This window comes from Phycicoccus sp. HDW14 (assembly GCF_011383005.1).
GTDB lineage: Bacteria > Actinomycetota > Actinomycetes > Actinomycetales > Dermatophilaceae > Phycicoccus.
In genome coordinates this window covers 3,854,352-3,869,146 of the sequence record NZ_CP049935.1, presented here as the reverse complement: position 1 = coordinate 3,869,146, position 14,795 = coordinate 3,854,352, and the positions used below count along the sequence as shown (strand labels likewise).

The following is a 14,795-nucleotide window of genomic DNA, read 5'->3' as shown; positions in this document are numbered from 1 at the left end:
CCGCACTGTGATCGGGAGGAGAGGGGGCCTGAACGCCCTTCGGGCGGCACGCCGGGGACGTGGTCGTCGCCCGCCGCTCCCGCCGGAGGTCCCTGACCCGTCCCGTGGGCCCGGTGCCGTGGTCCTCGTCCCGACGGAGGGGGTCAGATGGCGAGCAGCGCGATGACCACCGCGAAGACGAGCGGCACCCCGAACACGGCGTCGAGCACGTGGAACGGCACCCAGAACAGGTGCGTGACCTTCCACCCGTAGTCGGCGTCCGGCCACTCGGGCGGCACCCAGCGCCGGGCCCGCCACAGCCGCTGGCCGACGAGCAGGAGCGCGTAGATGACGACGGCGACCCACCAGCCGTCGATCATCCCGTTCTCCCGCAACGGAACTCGGCTCAGGCTTGCCCGATGGAGCTCAGCAGCTCGGTGTACCAGTCGACCGACGGGTCGAAGGCCTTGCCGCCCCGGATGCGCGGGAACTCGACCGGGCGCAGCTCGTCGCCGCGCTCCTCGTCGTGGCCGACGAGACCGGGCTCGCCGCGCAGCGCCGCGTCGACGGCGAGGTCGGTGCACTCCTTGATGAGGGCGAGGTCGCGCTCGTTGGCCGGTGCCGACCGCGAGAAGTAGCCCGACTTCTGCACCATCGTCTTCTCGGCGCCGAGCACCTCGGCGAACTGCTTGGCGAACCACGCCCCGGGGTTGACCTTGTCGAGCTGCACGTGGCCGAACGGGTCCTTCGGGACCTCCTGGCCGGCCGCCTCGAGCGCCGCGACGACCTCCTCGACGCCGGCCCCCTCGGACAGGAAGATGTTGACGCAGCCGACCTCGTCCATGACGGCGCGCAGCCGCTCGCCCTCGGCGGCGATGTCGATGTGCCGCTCGGGCACGAAGACCGCGTGCACGTCCCAGGCCCGCGGGTCGTTGCCGATGGCCGGCACGAACTCCTGCTCGCCGACCCAGCGGTGGTACTCGGCCGCCGTGGCCGCGGTCAGCCACCCGCAGTGCCGGCCCATCACCTCGTGGACGATGAGCATCCGCGGGTTCGAGGAGTGCTCGGCGATGATGTTCTGCGCGAACCGGCTTCCCTGCTCCGCCGCCGTCCACGCCCCGAGCGACTGGCGGATCGGGATGATGTCGTTGTCGACCGTCTTCGGCAGACCGACGACGGTCAGCTCGTAGTCGTTCTCGTGGAGGTACGCGGCGAGGTCGGCCGCCGTCGTGTTCGTGTCGTCGCCGCCGATGGTGTGCAGCACGTCGACGCCGTCGGCGGTCAGCTGCTCGGCCGCGACGTGCAGCGGGTCCTGGCCCTCCTGCACGAGGCCGCGCTTCACGCAGTCGGCGACGTTGGTGAGCTTGACGCGGCTGTTGCCGATCGGGCTGCCGCCGAAGCGGTGCAGCAGGTGGGCCTGCTCGCGGACCTGCGGCGTCACCTCGACGTGCTCGCCGCGCAGCAGCCCGGCGTACCCGCTCGTGTAGGCGATGATCCGCACGTCGGGCGCTACCTCGGTGTAGCGCTCGATGAGCCCCCCGACGGCCGAGGACAGGCACGGGGCGAGGCCCCCGGCGGTGAGCATGGCGACGGTGCGGACGGTCATGGCGATCGCTCCTCGGGAGGCGGGTGGGGCATCGCCCCCATTCTGCCGACACCGGGGCCCCGCGCGCGGTCCGGGTCGCCATCGTGGACGCCCGCCGAGCCGCCGGGTCGGTGACCGCGAGCCGGCTGCAGCGGGCCCGGGCGCACCGGGACGGCTCGGCCACGCGGTCAGAGGGTGGCGGCGACCAGCTCGGCGGTCTGGAGCATGTTCAGCGCGGCGCCCTTGCGCAGGTTGTCGCCGCAGATGAACAGGTCGAGGGTGTTGGGCGCGTCCTCCGCCTGCCGGATGCGCCCGGCGAACCGCGGGTCGGCGCCGACGACGTCGTTGGGCGTCGGGAACTCGGGCTCGTCGGGGTCGTCGAGCACGACGACGGCCGGTGCCTCGACGAGGGCCTGGCGCGCCTCGGACACCTTGATCCGGCGCCCGAACGTCGCGTGCACCGTCACCGAGTGCGACGACACGACCGGCACCCGGACGCACGTGGCCGACACGGGCAGGTCCGGCAGGTCGAGGATCTTGCGCGTCTCGTCGCGGACCTTGGTCTCCTCCGACGTCCAGCCCTCCCCCACGTGGTGCCCGACGAAGGGAACCACGTTGAGCACCAACGGTGCCGGGAACGGCGACTCGGTGCCGAGCTCGTGCTCGACCAGCCGGCGCACGTCGCCGGGGCGGGTTCCCAGGTCGCGGTCGCCGTGCACGACGTCGAGCTCGTCGTGGAGCCGGCTGATGCCCGCCCGGCCGAGCCCGGACGCGGCCTGGAAGGTCGTGACGACGAGCCCGGTGAGCTCCCACCCGCTGTGCAGCACCGCGAGGACGTCGATCATCGTCATGACCGTCGCGCCCGGGTTGGCGATGATGCCTCGCGGCCGGTCCTCGACCTGGCGGGGGTTGACCTCGGGCACGACGAGCGGGATGTCGGGCTCGGTGCGGAAGACCGTGCTGTTGTCGATGGCCACGACCCCCCGGGCGGCGGCCAGCTCGACCCACTCGCGCGCGATCGAGGGCGGGATGTCGAAGACCGCGACGTCGACCCCGTCGAAGAACTCGGGCGTGACGGGCTCGACGGTGACCTCCTCGTCGCCGACGCGCAGCACCGTGCCGACGTCCTCGGCGCCCGCGGAGACGCGCACCTCGCCCCACGCGTGGCGGCGCATCGGGAGGACCTGGAGCACGACCCGGCCGACGGCTCCCGTGGCGCCGACGATCCCGAGGGTGGGTCGCCGGTCGCTGCGGGCTGCGGCCGTGGAGGTCACGTCAGCGGCCGGAGCCCCCGTAGACGACGGCCTCGCCCTCGGAGGAGTCGAGCCCGAAGGCGCTGTGCACGGCGCGCACCGCGTCGTCGAGCAGCTCGTCGCGGGTGACGACGGAGATCCGGATCTCGGAGGTGGAGATCATCTCGATGTTGACGCCGGCCTCGGCCAGGGCGCCGAAGAACGTCGCCGAGACACCGGGGTTGGAGCGCATGCCGGCCCCGACGAGGCTCAGCTTGCCGATCTGGTCGTCGTACTGGACCTGGCTGAAGCCCACCTCGGGCTGGATGCGCTGGAGGGCCTGGACGGCCGTCGACCCGTCGCTCTTCGGCAGAGTGAACGAGATGTCCGTGAGGCCGGTCTCTATGGCGCTGACGTTCTGGACGATCATGTCGATGTTGATCTCGGCGGCCGCGACGGCCTCGAAGATCTTCGCGGCCATGCCGGTCCGGTCGGGGACGCCGACGACGGTGACCTTGGCCTCGCTGCGGTCGTGGGCGACGCCGGCGATGATCGGGGCTTCCACGGGGTCTCCTTCGGGGCGGGCTGGTCGGTGACGGTGGTGCCGATCTTCTGCGAGAACGACGACCGGACGTGGATGGGGATGTCGAAGCGGCGCGCGTACTCGACGCTGCGCAGGTGGAGCACCTTGGAGCCGCAGGCCGCGAGCTCGAGCATCTCCTCGGCGGAGATCCGGTCGATCTTGCGGGCGGCCGGGACGATGCGCGGGTCGGCGGTGAACACGCCGTCGACGTCGGTGTAGATCTCGCACACGTCGGCGCCGAGCGCGGCCGCGAGCGCGACGGCGGTGGTGTCGGTGCCGCCGCGGCCCAGCGTGGTGATCTCCTTGGTGTCCTGGCTGACGCCCTGGAACCCCGCGACGATGACGACGTGGCCCTTGCCGAGCGCCTCGGTGATGCGGCCCGGCGTGACGTCGATGATCTTGGCCTTGCCGTGCACCGAGTCGGTGATGACGCCGGCCTGGCTGCCGGTGAACGAGCGGGCGCTGTGACCGAGGTCGGTGATGGCCATGGCGACCAGGGCCATCGAGATGCGCTCGCCGGCCGTCATGAGCATGTCGAGCTCGCGCGGCGGCGGCAGCGGGCTGACCTCCTGGGCGAGGTCGAGCAGCTCGTCGGTGGTGTCGCCCATGGCCGAGACGGCGACGACGACGTCGTTGCCGGCCTTCTTCGTCTCCGAGATGCGCTTGGCGACGCGCTTGATGCTCTCGGCGTCGGCGAGCGAGGACCCGCCGTACTTCTGGACGACGATGGGCACGGTGGCTCTCCCGGGACGGTGGTGCTGGATCGCCTCCACTGTAACGAGCCGTCCACGGACCGGACCCCGCGCCCACATCCCGGAAGCCGCGGGCCGTCGTCGAGGGTGGGCGCGAACCTTCCGTGGAGGCCGGGCGCCGCGTAGCGTCGGCGGCATGTCGATCGTCATCGTCGGTGCAGGACTCGCGGGCGCCACGGCGGCCACCGAGCTGAGGGAGCAGGGCTACACCGGGAAGGTCGTGCTCGTCGGCGCCGAGGAGCACCCGCCGTACGAGCGGCCGCCGCTGTCCAAGGCCTACCTGCTCGGGAGCGACCCCTTCGAGAAGGCCCTGGTCCATCCCGCCGAGTGGTACGCCGAGCACGACGTCGACCTGCGGCTCGGGGTCACCGCCACCGGGCTCGACACCGACGCCCACGTCCTCACGACGAGCGCCGGCGACCTCACCTACGAGCAGCTGCTGCTGGCCACCGGCTCCGAGCCGCGCGTGCTCGACCTGGCCGAGGAGGCCGGGGTGCCCGTCGCGTACCTGCGCACCGTCGAGGACTCCGACCGGCTGCGGGAGGCCTTCGGCGACGGCCGGCGCATCGTCGTCGTCGGCGGCGGGTGGATCGGTCTCGAGGTCGCCGCGGCCGCCCGTACCGCCGGCTCCGACGTCACGGTCTTCGAGATGGAGGAGCTGCCGCTGCTGCGGGTGCTCGGCCCCACCGTCGCGCAGGTCTTCGCCGACCTGCACCGCGAGCACGGGGTCGACCTGCGGCTCGGCACCGGGGTGGGCGCCGAGGACCTCGAGGGCGCCGACCTCGTCGTCGCCGGCATCGGGGTGCGTCCGCGGGTCGACCTGGCGCACGCCGGCGGCCTCGACGTCGACAACGGGGTGCTCGTCGACGCGCGGCTGCGCTCGTCCGTGCCGTCGGTGCTGGCCGTCGGCGACATCGCCAACCAGGCCCACCCGCGCCTCGGCCGCCGCATCCGGGTCGAGCACTGGGACACCGCGATCAAGCAGGGCAAGGTCGCCGCGCACAACCTCGCGGGCGGCGAGGAGGAGTACGAGGAGATGCCGTACTTCTTCACCGACCAGTACGACCTCGGGATGGAGTACGTCGGGCACGCGTCGGCCGAGGACGAGGTCGTCGTCCACGGCAGCCTCGAGGACCGCGAGTTCCGCGCCTTCTGGCTGTCCGACGGCGACGTCGTCGCGGCGATGCACGTCAACGACTGGGACGCCGGCGACGTCATCAAGGCGGCCGTCGAGTCCGGCGAGCTGCCCGAGGACGAGTCGTGAGCCGCCCGGTCGCCCTCGTCGTCGGCGGGGTGCTCGTGCTGGTCGGCCTGCTGTGGACCGGTCAGGGCCTCGGCTGGATCGGCGGCAGCCCGATGACCGGGGTCACCCTGTGGGCCGTCGTGGGGCCGGTGGTCGTCGTGGCGGGGCTGCTGCTGGCGCTGCGCGGCGGACGGGGACGCACCCCGCGCGCCTGAGCCCCGACCGTGCGGCGCGCCCGATGCTCAGCGGCGCGCCCGATGCTCAGGGGTGCAGGGCGTCGAACTCGGCCTCGGAGACGACCTCGTCGTCGGCGTCGAGGCGCACGTGCGCGAGCAGGGTCTGGATGACCCGCAGCGCCGCGGCCGCGCGCTCGCCCCAGTCCGACAGGTAGCTGAACTGCCACCACCAGAGCGCCTCGAGGGGCCGGCCGGCGTCGTGGTGCTGGAGCCCGTGGGCCAGCGCCCCGGCCACGGCGACCAGGTCGTTGGACAGCGACCCGACGCCCAGCTCGGGGGTGGTCAGGGGGTCGACGACGTCGGCGTACTCGTCGAGGCCGTCGAAGAGGTTGGCCAGCCCCTCGCGCAGCGGGGCCAGCTCGGAGTCGGGGGTGTCGGGCTCGAAGCGCTCCTCGGGCACGACGTCCTCGACGGCACCGAGGCGGGCCCCGGCGACGAGGACCTGCGAGACAGCGAGCAGGAGCATCGGCAGCGCGGCGTCGGGGGCCTCGCCGGCCGCGAGCTCGCGCAGCGTCGTGAGGTAGGTGCGGGCGTCCATCGCCGTCTCGCCGGCGAGGGCGGCCCAGTCGGCGGCGACGACGTCGGCCGCGGGGCGGTGGGGGTGGTCGTCTCAGGCACCGATGAGCCTCCGTCCCTCGAAGGCCCGCCCGAGCGTGACCTCGTCGGCGTACTCGAGGTCGCCGCCGACCGGCAGGCCGGACGCGAGCCGGGTGACCCGCTGGACCCCGATGTCGCGCAGCATCCGCGACAGGTAGCTGGCCGTCGCCTCGCCCTCGAGGTTGGGGTCGGTCGCGATGATGACCTCGGTGACCGTGCCGTCGCCGAGCCGGGCAAGCAGCTCGCGGACCCGCAGGTCCTCGGGGCCGATGCCGTCGATGGGGCTGATGGCGCCGCCGAGCACGTGGTAGCGGCCGCGGAACTCGCGGGTGCGCTCGATGGCCACGACGTCCTTGGGCTCCTCGACGACGCAGATCGCCGACTCGTCCCGGCGGGGGTCGGAGCAGATGCGGCAGCGCTCGGCCTCGGCGACGTTGAAGCAGACCTCGCAGAAGCGGACCCGGGCCTTGACCTCGGACAGCGCGTGGGTCAGCCGCTCGACGTCGGCGGGGTCGGCCTGGAGCAGGTGGAAGGCGATGCGCTGGGCGCTCTTGGGCCCGACGCCCGGCAGCCTGCCGAGCTCGTCGATGAGGTCCTGGACCGCGCCTTCGTACACGCCCCGAGCCTACGGCCTGCGGGCCGGGAGGGCTCGTCAGCCGCGCCGCGCGCTCAGGCCTCGACGAGGCGGTAGCCCCCGGCCTCGTCGAGCGCCGCGGTGACCTCGGCGTCGGTGAGCGCGCGGTCGGCGATGACGGTGACGGTGGAGGCGCCGTCGGCGACCACCTCGACCCCGACCTCGCGCACGCCGTCGAGGGCCGTCAGCTCCTCGGTGACGGCGTGGGCGCAGTGCCCGCAGGTGAGACCGGTGGCCTGGAACTCCTGGGTGCCGGGCATGACTGCGTCCTCTCGTGTGTGGATACCTCCCCCCAGTATCCGCCCCGCCGGCTCAGATGCCGACGGCGGCCCCCGTGCTCTCGGGCGGCAGCTCGTTGTGGGTGTCGGCCCGCACCTGCCCGGTGAGTGCGGCGATGGCGTCCATCACCTCGTCGGTGAGCAGGCGCCGGGCCCTGCCGGCAGGCATCCCCGCGTAGGGCTCGGGCCGGATGGGGGTGCCGAACGAGACGCGTACCTTCGCCCCCGGGCGCGGGAAGCTGGTGCCGACCGGCTGCACCCGGTCGGTGCCGACGAGGCCGACGGGCACGACGGGGACCCCGGCGGTGAGGGCCAGCCAGGCGACCCCGGTGCGGCCCTTGTAGAGCCGGCCGTCGCGCGAGCGGGTGCCCTCGGGGTAGATGCCGAAGGCCCGCCCGGCGCGCAGCACCTCGAGCGCCGCGTCGAGCGACTCCTGGGCCGCGCGCGAGGAGTGCCGGTCGACGGGGATGGCCTCGATGGCCTCGAAGAAGCCGCGGCGCACCGCACCCCGAGGCCGGGCCCGGTGAAGTAGTCGGACTTCGCGAGGAAGCTGACCGGGCGCGGCGCGACGATGGGGATCGCGAAGGAGTCGATGAAGGACAGGTGGTTGCTCGCGAGGACGACGCCGCCGGTGCGGGGGACGTTCTCGGTGCCGGTGATGGTCGGCCGCCAGACGAGCTTGGCGGTCGGGGCGGTGACGAGGTGGCCGACGCGGTAGGCGAGCCGGCTCACCGGGGGTCCTCGTGGATGACCGTGCCGCCGAGGATGCGCTCGACCACCGGCACGCCGACGTCGGTGGCGTCCTCGATGGACTCGTCGTCGTCGCTGATGGCGGTGTCGTCGACGACGTGCCGGACCGCCTGCACCTCCTCCTCGACCTCGGCCGCGACCGTGGCCCGGGCCTGCTCGAGCGGGCTGGCCCAGGCCGGCGCGGACTCGGGCGGCGGGGGCGCGTCGGACCAGCTCGGCGCCTCGGCGCGGGGGCGGCGGGGGCGGCGACCCCGACGTCGTGGGCGGCTGGGCCGTCGACCGCGGACGGTGACGCGGGGGCCTGCGCTGCGGGGGCCTCGAACGCGGGGACGGGCGCACCGGCCGGCTCGGGCGGGGGCGCGACATCGCCGGGCACGCCCTCGACCCGGACGTCGACCCCGAGCACGTCGATGAGCGCCTGCCGCACGTACTCGGCGTGCGCGCCGCGGCGGAAGGTCTCGGCGAGCCCGGTGGTGGAGATGGCGAGGACGACCCGCTGGCCGTCGTACTCCTGGATCTGGGCGTTCTGCGCGACGAAGGTCCACGTGACGCGCTTGTTGCGGCCCAGCCACTCGAGGACGTCGGGCCAGGACCGGCGCAGGGCGTCGGTGTCGATGCCGCCCGGGCCCTTGGCCGCCGGGGCAGGGGTCGGCGGGGCGGGCGCCGCCGGGGCGGGGGTCGGCGGGGACGCGGCGGGCGGGGCCTGCTGCGGCCGGGGTTCGCCCGCCTCCGGCTCCGGGGGCGCCTCGTCGGCGGGCTCCGGCGGGGCCTCGTCGGCATGATGGGGGGTCGCCACGGCCGGCGCGGACGTGGGAACCGGTTGCGGCGCAGCCGGTTCCGGCTGGACGGGAGCGACCGCGGCCGGCTGCACCGGCGCGGGCGGGAGCGGCGCCGGGCCGGTCGGCGCGGCCGCGGACGTGGGCACGCCCCCGACGTCGAGCCGGCGCTCGAGCCGGTCGAGGCGCGCGGCGTACCCGGCCTCCCCCGCCGCACCGGGCAGGAGGATGCGGGCCGCGATGAGCTCGAGCTGCAGGCGCGGCGCGGTGGCGCCGGTCATCTCGGTGAGGCCGGCGTTGACGACGTCGGCGGCCCGCGACAGGGCACCGGCGCCGAACGCCGCGGACTGCCGCCGCATCCGCTCGAGCTGGTCCTCGGGCAGGTGCCGCAGCACCTGGGCGGCACCCTCCTGGACGGCGGCGACGACGATGAGGTCGCGCAGCCGCTCGAGGAGGTCCTCGACGAAGCGGCGGGGGTCGAGGCCGGTCTCGACGACCCGGTCGATGGCCCGGAAGACCGCGGCGGCGTCGCCGACGGCGAAGGCGTCGACGGTGGCGTCGAGCAGCTCGCCGTCGGTGAAACCGAGCAGCGCGGCGGCCGACTCGTAGGTGAGCCCGGAGTCGCCGGAGCCGGCCATCAGCTGGTCGAGGACCGAGAGGGAGTCGCGCACCGAGCCGCCGCCGGCGCGCACGACGAAGGACAGGACGCCGGGGGCGACGGGCACGCCCTCCTTGGCGCAGAGCTCCTCCATGTAGGACTGGAGGCGCGCCGGCGGCACGAGCCGGAAGGGGTAGTGGTGCGTGCGCGAGCGGATCGTGCCGATGACCTTCTCGGGCTCGGTGGTCGCGAAGACGAACTTCACGTGCTCGGGCGGCTCCTCGACGATCTTGAGCAGCGCGTTGAAGCCCTGCGGCGTCACCATGTGCGCCTCGTCGATGATGTAGATCTTGTAGCGGCTCTGGGCCGGGCCGTACGACGCGCGCTCGCGCAGGTCGCGGGCGTCGTCGACACCACCGTGGCTGGCGGCGTCGATCTCGATGACGTCGACGGTGCCGGGGCCCCCACGGGCCAGCGCCACACACGAGTCGCAGGTACCGCACGGCTCGGGGGTGGGTCCGTTCTCGCAGTTGAGGCAGCGCGCGAGGATGCGCGCGCTCGTGGTCTTGCCGCAGCCGCGCGGCCCGGAGAAGAGGTAGGCGTGCCCGACCCGTCCCGTGCGCAGCGCCTGCATGAGGGGCTCGGTGACGTGCTCCTGCCCGATGACGTCGACGAACGTCTCGGGCCGGTAGCGGCGGTAGAGGGCGGTGCTCACCTCCCCGACCCTAGCCGTCGTCGCGGACACCCGGCGCGCGCGTCCCGAGGCCTGGGGAGGACCGGCGGATGAGAGGGTGGCAGGCGTGACCGGCACCCGCGTCGAGGCCCTCGAGGCCGCCAAGGACGTCGACGGCGCCGTCCTCCTCCCGCCCACCTCGTTCGTCGCCGCACCCGGGACCTGCGTGGTCCTGCGCGGGCCCAACGGCGCGGGGAAGACGACCCTGCTGCGCCTCGTGGCCGGGCTGGCCGCCCCCAGCTCCGGGTCGGTGACCCTCGACGGCGAGATCGCCGACGAGCGCGACCCCTCGACCCGCGACGCCGTCGCGGCCCTCGTCGGACCACCGGCCACCTACCGCGACCTCACGCTGCGCGACCACCTCACCCTCGTCGACGCCACGTGGGGACGCGACGCCGGCAGCTGCGAGGAGCGGGTCCACGAGGCCCTCGACCGGTGGGGTGTCGCGCACCTCGACGAGCGCTTCCCGCACGAGCTGTCCTCGGGGCAGGCCCACCTGTTCCACCTGGCGCTCACGTGGTTCCGGCCCGCGCGCCTGCTCGTCCTCGACGAGCCCGAGCAGCGCCTCGACGACTCGCGGCGCGCCCTGCTGGCCCGCCTCGTCCGCGAGCGCTGCGCCGCGGGCACCACCGTCGTCATGGCCTGCCACGACCCCGAGGTCACCGCGGCCGCCGCCGACACGGTCGTCGACCTGCCGGACGCGACGTGAGCGAGCCGGCCGTGGGCCACCCGGGCGACGAGCCCGTGTCCGACCGCGAGCGCTTCGAGGACGCCTCGCACGTGCTGCACGGCCCGGCGGGCTCGACGGCCTGGCGCCAGCTGCTCTACGTCCTCTACGTCGTCGCACTGCTGTCCGGCCTCTACGGGTTCACCGTGACCCGTGCGGTCGTCGAGCAGTACGGCCCGGCGTGGCGGGAGGCCGGCGCCGTCCCGCCCGTCGCCGCCGGCGGCGTGGTCCTCGTCGTCGTGGTGCTGGTCCTCGCCCACCTCGCCGGGCGCCGGCGCGGCCCGGTCACTCCCGACCCCGCGTGGGTCGACCTCGTCGTCGGGTCCTCCGTCGACCGGTGGCTCACCCTGCGCGAGTCCTGGCTCGTCCCGTGGCTGACCCTCCTCGTGGCCGGCGGGCTGGTCGGTGGCGTCGGCGGCGGGGCGCTCGTCGGCGGGGGCGCGACGGGGCCGGTGGCCCTGCCCGTGGGGCTGGTCGGCGGGCTGGTCGTCGGCGGCGCCCTCGCGCTCTCCTGGCTCTCGGGCCAGGTCCAGGCCGACCCGGCAGGCCCCGGACGGCGCAGCGTGGTGGCCTCCCTCGGGACGGCCGTGCGCTCGCGGACCGCCCTGCGCGGCCTCGGCATCGACGGGCTGCGGGCCCACGGCCTGCGCGCGACCCGGATCGGCGGGGCGGCCCTCACGGCCGACACCCGGTCGCTGCGCCTCGAGGTCGCCTCGCCGGTGCGGCGCGGGCGACGGTGGCGGCTGCGGCCCCGGGGGCGCTGGGGCACCGTGCTGGGGCGCGACCTGCTCGGTCTGCGGCGCCAGCCCCTCCTGCCGTTCGGCGGCCTCGTGCTCGCCGTGCCGGGGGCGCTGGCCACCGGATGGGTCGTCGCGGGGCACCCGCCCGTCGCCGTGGCGGTCCTCGCCGTCGTCGGCCTCCAGCTCGGGGCCGGCCTCGTCGCGGAGGGGCTGCGCCTGCACGGCGACTCCCTCGGGGCGCCGCCGTTGCTCGGTGGGTCGGTCCGCGGGCAGGCCGTCGCGCACTCCGGGATGCCCGTGCTGCTGCTCCTGCTCGCCGGCGCCCCGGTGACGGCCGTCACCGCCGGGGTCCTCGCCGGGCCGGTCGCGGCGGTCGGCGCGGTCATCGCCGTCGTGGGTGTGGGCGCCGTGCTCGTCGCCGGCCTGTGGCTCGCCTCGTTCCGCGGGCAGCCGCCCCTCGGGGCCGTCTCCGGCGGCAGCCCGGGGCTGCTCCTCGCGTGGTGGGCCTGGCCGCGGGTCTTGTCCGCGGCGGCGGGTGCGGTGGTGCTCGTGCGCCTGGCCCGGCTCGGCGCCGGGGAGGCCGGCCTCGGGTCCGTCGCGCTCGTCGTGCTCGTGCTCGCCGTGCTCGTCCCGGTGGCCGACGGCGCGCTCACGCGGGCCGCGGCGGCGCACCGGGGCTGAGGCGCCCGAGCGCCGACCCGCACCCGGGGCCACCCGGGTCTCCCGGGGCGACGTACGCTTCGGGGGTGCGCATCGACGTCTGGTCCGACATCCTCTGCCCGTTCTGCCACCTGGGACGGCGCCACCTCGAGCTCGCCCTCGAGCAGTTCGAGCACGCCGACGAGGTCGGGGTGGTGTGGCACAGCTTCCAGCTCGACCGCAACGCCGCCGCCGTCGACGACACCCCGCAGATCGACCGCATCGCGCAGAAGTACGGCGTCCCGCGCGAGCAGATGGTCGCCCAGCACGAGCAGATGGCGCGCGACGCCGCCTCCGTCGGGCTCGACTTCCAGTGGGAGCGGCTGGTCGGCGGCAACTCCTACGACGCCCACCGGCTCGTGCACCTCGCCCGCTCGCTCGACCTCGAGGCGCCGGTGACGGCCCGCCTCATGCGCGGCTGGTACTCCGAGGGTGCCGCGATCGGCGACCCCGAGACCCTCGTGCGGCTCGGTGTCGAGGGCGGCCTCGACGAGCAGGCCGTCCGCGACCTGCTCGCCGGCGACGACTTCGGCATCGACGTGCGCACCGACGAGGCGCTCGCGAACCAGATCGGCATCACCTCGGTGCCGATGTTCGTCCTCGACCAGAAGTACGGCGTCACCGGGGCCCAGCCCGTCGAGGCGCTGCTCCAGGCCATCCGGCAGGTCTGGGACCTCCAGGGCACCGAGCCCGAGGTCGCGGCGGCCGGCGGCGGGTGCGGTGGCGGCTGCTGCGGCGGTGCCTGCGGGTCCGGCGGCGCCGAGGAGCCGGTGGACCAGGAGCAGCAGTCCGGCGGCTGCGGGTGCGGCGCCGGTGGCTGCGGCGGCGGCGTCTGCGGCACCGACGAGCACGCGCACGCCCACGACGAGCCGGCGGTCACCCCCGCCCGCTGACCGGGAGCCCTCCACCCCCGGGCCGGGCGACCGGACCGCGCCCGGACGCGAGGACACCCCGCGTACCTGGAAGAGCCCACCTGCCCTTGCTGCATTCCTGCCCTGGGGGAGTTCAGTGGGGTACCACCACGCGGGGTGCCGTCGACGATCGTACGGGCTGGTCCGGGATCCGCGGAAATCCCCGACGCCGCCCGTCAGCACGCCGGGTGGGCGCAGCACCCACAGGACCCTCGCATCTGTGGGTGCACCGGACACCCCCCGCGTCGTCCGCCGGCCCTAGCGTCGCGTCCCATGTCCGACACCGTCGTCAGCCAGAGCCCCGGCACCGCGCCCACCGCGCCGTCCCGGACCAACATCGTCAAGATCGTCTTCGCCAGCGTCGTCGGCACCGCCGTCGAGTGGTACGACTTCTTCCTCTACGGCTCCGCGGCCGCCCTCGTCTTCGGGACCCTCTTCTTCCCCGACTCCGACCCGCTGACCGCCACCCTCCTCGCCTTCGGCACCTACGCGCTGGGCTTCGTCGCACGCCCCCTCGGTGGCGTCGTGTTCGGCCACTACGGCGACAAGGTCGGGCGCAAGAAGATGCTCTTCGTCTCGCTGCTCATGATGGGCGGCGCGACGGTGGCCATCGGCCTGTTGCCGACCTACGCCACCATCGGGGTCGCCGCCCCGATCCTCCTGCTCGTGCTGCGCCTCCTCCAGGGCTTCGCGGTCGGTGGCGAGTGGGGCGGGGCGGTGCTCATGGTCGCCGAGCACGGCAAGGACGAGCACCGCGGCTTCTGGTCGAGCTGGCCGCAGGCCGGCGTCCCCTTCGGCAACCTCCTGGCCACCGGCGTGCTCTGGCTGCTCGCGCTCTTCCAGTCCGACGAGGCGTTCAACGCCTGGGGCTGGCGCATCCCGTTCCTCCTCTCGGCCGTCATGGTCCTCATCGGCCTCTGGGTGCGCTTCAGCCTCGAGGACTCCCCCGTCTTCGCCGAGACCAAGGCCGAGCTCGAGGCCACCGACAAGAGCCACCTGCCGATCCTCGAGGTGGTGAAGCGCTACCCCAAGGAGGTCCTCCTCGCGATGGGGATGCGGATGGCGGAGAACATCTCGTACTACATCTTCACCATCGTCGTCATCACCTACGTCACGACCTACCTCGACGCGAAGAAGGGCGTGGTCCTCGGCGCCCTGCTCGCCGGCGCGGCCATGCAGTCGGTGCTCATCCCGCTCGTCGGCGCCCTCTCCGACCGGGTCGGCCGGCGTCCGCTCTACCTCGTCGGCGCCGTCGGCGTCGGGGTGTGGGGCTTCCTGTACTTCCCGCTCGTCGACAGCCTGAGCGGGCCGAAGATCATGCTCGCGACGCTCGTCGGCCTCTTCTTCCACGCGCTGATGTACTCGCCGCAGGCCGCCTTCTTCTCCGAGCTGTTCGGTACCTCCGTGCGCTACACGGGCGCCTCGGTCGGCTACCAGCTGGCGTCGATCTTCGCCGGTGCGCTGGCCCCGATCATCGCCGTCAAGCTGCTCGGCGACGTCGCGACGAAGAACACGACGGCCGTCGCGATCTACCTCGCGGTCGCCGCGGCCGTCACCGTCGTCTCGGTGCTGCTCGCCAAGGAGACCCGGGCCACGTCGCTGCGCCACGACCGGGTGCTGCCGAGCGCCCACGAGTGACGGCGTAGGCACCCCGCGACGGGGCCCGGACCGAGACGCGCTCGGTCCGGGCCCCGTCGTCGTGATGGCCCGATCGGGCCCTTGACGTGCAGTGATGCCACCCG

Annotated in this window: 12 protein-coding genes, 1 other RNA gene and 4 pseudogenes; 6 read left to right on the top strand and 11 right to left on the bottom strand. The window is 74.4% G+C overall.

Annotated elements, in window-relative coordinates:
- Positions 1 to 143: 143 nt before the first annotated feature.
- The 4 genes and pseudogenes from G7075_RS19025 to G7075_RS19010 all read right to left on the bottom strand — a co-directional run bounded on the left by G7075_RS19025 (position 144) and on the right by G7075_RS19010 (position 4,113).
- On the bottom strand, positions 144 to 359 hold the full coding sequence (locus G7075_RS19025) for a hypothetical protein (RefSeq protein ID WP_166124004.1): 216 nt from the start codon (positions 357 to 359) through the stop codon (positions 144 to 146).
- 26 nt (positions 360 to 385) lie between these two features.
- The gene (locus G7075_RS19020) at positions 386 to 1,585 is read right to left on the bottom strand and encodes a pyrophosphate--fructose-6-phosphate 1-phosphotransferase (protein ID WP_166124003.1); all 1,200 of its coding nucleotides are present in this window, start codon (positions 1,583 to 1,585) and stop codon (positions 386 to 388) included.
- Between the two features lie 167 nt (positions 1,586 to 1,752).
- On the bottom strand, positions 1,753 to 2,838 hold the full coding sequence (locus G7075_RS19015; protein ID WP_166124002.1) for an aspartate-semialdehyde dehydrogenase: 1,086 nt from the start codon (positions 2,836 to 2,838) through the stop codon (positions 1,753 to 1,755).
- 1 nt (position 2,839) lies between these two features.
- Positions 2,840 to 4,113, bottom strand: a pseudogene (locus G7075_RS19010) (aspartate kinase).
- Between the two features lie 154 nt (positions 4,114 to 4,267).
- Here G7075_RS19010 and G7075_RS19005 point away from each other — a divergent pair.
- Together G7075_RS19005 and G7075_RS19000 are read left to right on the top strand one after the other, a co-directional pair.
- Positions 4,268 to 5,395, top strand: a complete 1,128-nt coding sequence (locus tag G7075_RS19005; protein ID WP_166124001.1) for an NAD(P)/FAD-dependent oxidoreductase — start codon at positions 4,268 to 4,270, stop codon at positions 5,393 to 5,395.
- Positions 5,392 to 5,589 carry a hypothetical protein gene (locus G7075_RS19000; protein ID WP_166124000.1) on the top strand — a complete coding sequence of 66 codons (198 nt, stop codon included), beginning with the start codon at positions 5,392 to 5,394 and terminating at the stop codon, positions 5,587 to 5,589. Before G7075_RS19005 ends, G7075_RS19000 begins: the two co-directional genes overlap by 4 nt.
- Before the next feature lie 46 nt (positions 5,590 to 5,635).
- On the opposite strand, the pseudogene G7075_RS18995 reads toward G7075_RS19000, so the two are convergent.
- From G7075_RS18995 to G7075_RS22155, 6 genes and pseudogenes are all read right to left on the bottom strand, one after another.
- Positions 5,636 to 6,166: pseudogene (locus tag G7075_RS18995) on the bottom strand (DUF5063 domain-containing protein); the annotation flags it as partial.
- Between the two features lie 54 nt (positions 6,167 to 6,220).
- Positions 6,221 to 6,823: a recombination mediator RecR gene (gene recR / locus G7075_RS18990; protein WP_166123998.1), complete on the bottom strand. Its 603-nt coding sequence runs from the start codon at positions 6,821 to 6,823 to the stop codon at positions 6,221 to 6,223.
- Positions 6,824 to 6,876: 53 nt separating this feature from the next.
- A complete protein-coding gene (locus G7075_RS18985; RefSeq protein ID WP_166123997.1) occupies positions 6,877 to 7,101 on the bottom strand; it encodes a heavy-metal-associated domain-containing protein in 225 nt (74 codons plus the stop codon).
- Between the two features lie 52 nt (positions 7,102 to 7,153).
- Positions 7,154 to 7,621 (bottom strand): 1-acyl-sn-glycerol-3-phosphate acyltransferase, encoded by a 468-nt coding sequence (locus tag G7075_RS22165; protein ID WP_256378080.1) that lies wholly within the window; start codon positions 7,619 to 7,621, stop codon positions 7,154 to 7,156.
- Between the two features lie 68 nt (positions 7,622 to 7,689).
- A pseudogene (locus tag G7075_RS22160) lies at positions 7,690 to 8,235 on the bottom strand (hypothetical protein); the annotation flags it as partial.
- 568 nt (positions 8,236 to 8,803) lie between these two features.
- A pseudogene (locus G7075_RS22155) lies at positions 8,804 to 9,958 on the bottom strand (DNA polymerase III subunit gamma and tau); the annotation flags it as partial.
- An 85-nt stretch (positions 9,959 to 10,043) separates the two neighbouring features.
- On the opposite strand from G7075_RS22155, the gene G7075_RS18975 reads away from it, so the two are divergent.
- The 3 genes from G7075_RS18975 to G7075_RS18965 all read left to right on the top strand — a co-directional run bounded on the left by G7075_RS18975 (position 10,044) and on the right by G7075_RS18965 (position 13,035).
- Positions 10,044 to 10,685 carry an ATP-binding cassette domain-containing protein gene (locus tag G7075_RS18975; RefSeq protein WP_166123995.1) on the top strand — a complete coding sequence of 214 codons (642 nt, stop codon included), beginning with the start codon at positions 10,044 to 10,046 and terminating at the stop codon, positions 10,683 to 10,685.
- Positions 10,682 to 12,124, top strand: coding sequence for a hypothetical protein (locus tag G7075_RS18970; RefSeq protein ID WP_166123994.1), 1,443 nt, complete (start codon positions 10,682 to 10,684; stop codon positions 12,122 to 12,124). Before G7075_RS18975 ends, G7075_RS18970 begins: the two co-directional genes overlap by 4 nt.
- Before the next feature lie 65 nt (positions 12,125 to 12,189).
- Positions 12,190 to 13,035 carry a DsbA family oxidoreductase gene (locus G7075_RS18965; protein ID WP_166123993.1) on the top strand — a complete coding sequence of 282 codons (846 nt, stop codon included), beginning with the start codon at positions 12,190 to 12,192 and terminating at the stop codon, positions 13,033 to 13,035.
- Positions 13,036 to 13,081: 46 nt separating this feature from the next.
- Here the strand turns inward: G7075_RS18965 and ffs are convergent.
- Positions 13,082 to 13,178: signal recognition particle sRNA small type (gene ffs / locus G7075_RS18960), an RNA gene on the bottom strand.
- A gap of 148 nt (positions 13,179 to 13,326) precedes the next feature.
- Here ffs and G7075_RS18955 point away from each other — a divergent pair.
- Complete coding sequence (locus G7075_RS18955; protein ID WP_166123992.1) at positions 13,327 to 14,691, top strand: MFS transporter; 1,365 nt, start codon at positions 13,327 to 13,329, stop codon at positions 14,689 to 14,691.
- The last annotated feature ends 104 nt before the right edge of the window (positions 14,692 to 14,795 follow it).

What these genes read in the sequence shown, in the direction of transcription:
- G7075_RS19025 (WP_166124004.1), bottom strand. Translation starts at nt 359, where the DNA reads ATGATCGACGGCTGGTGGGTCGCCGTCGTCATCTACGCGCTCCTGCTC.
- G7075_RS19020 (WP_166124003.1), bottom strand. Translation starts at nt 1,585, where the DNA reads ATGACCGTCCGCACCGTCGCCATGCTCACCGCCGGGGGCCTCGCCCCG.
- G7075_RS18955 (WP_166123992.1), top strand. Translation starts at nt 13,327, where the DNA reads ATGTCCGACACCGTCGTCAGCCAGAGCCCCGGCACCGCGCCCACCGCG.
- G7075_RS18985 (WP_166123997.1), bottom strand. Translation starts at nt 7,101, where the DNA reads ATGCCCGGCACCCAGGAGTTCCAGGCCACCGGTCTCACCTGCGGGCAC.
- G7075_RS19005 (WP_166124001.1), top strand. Translation starts at nt 4,268, where the DNA reads ATGTCGATCGTCATCGTCGGTGCAGGACTCGCGGGCGCCACGGCGGCC.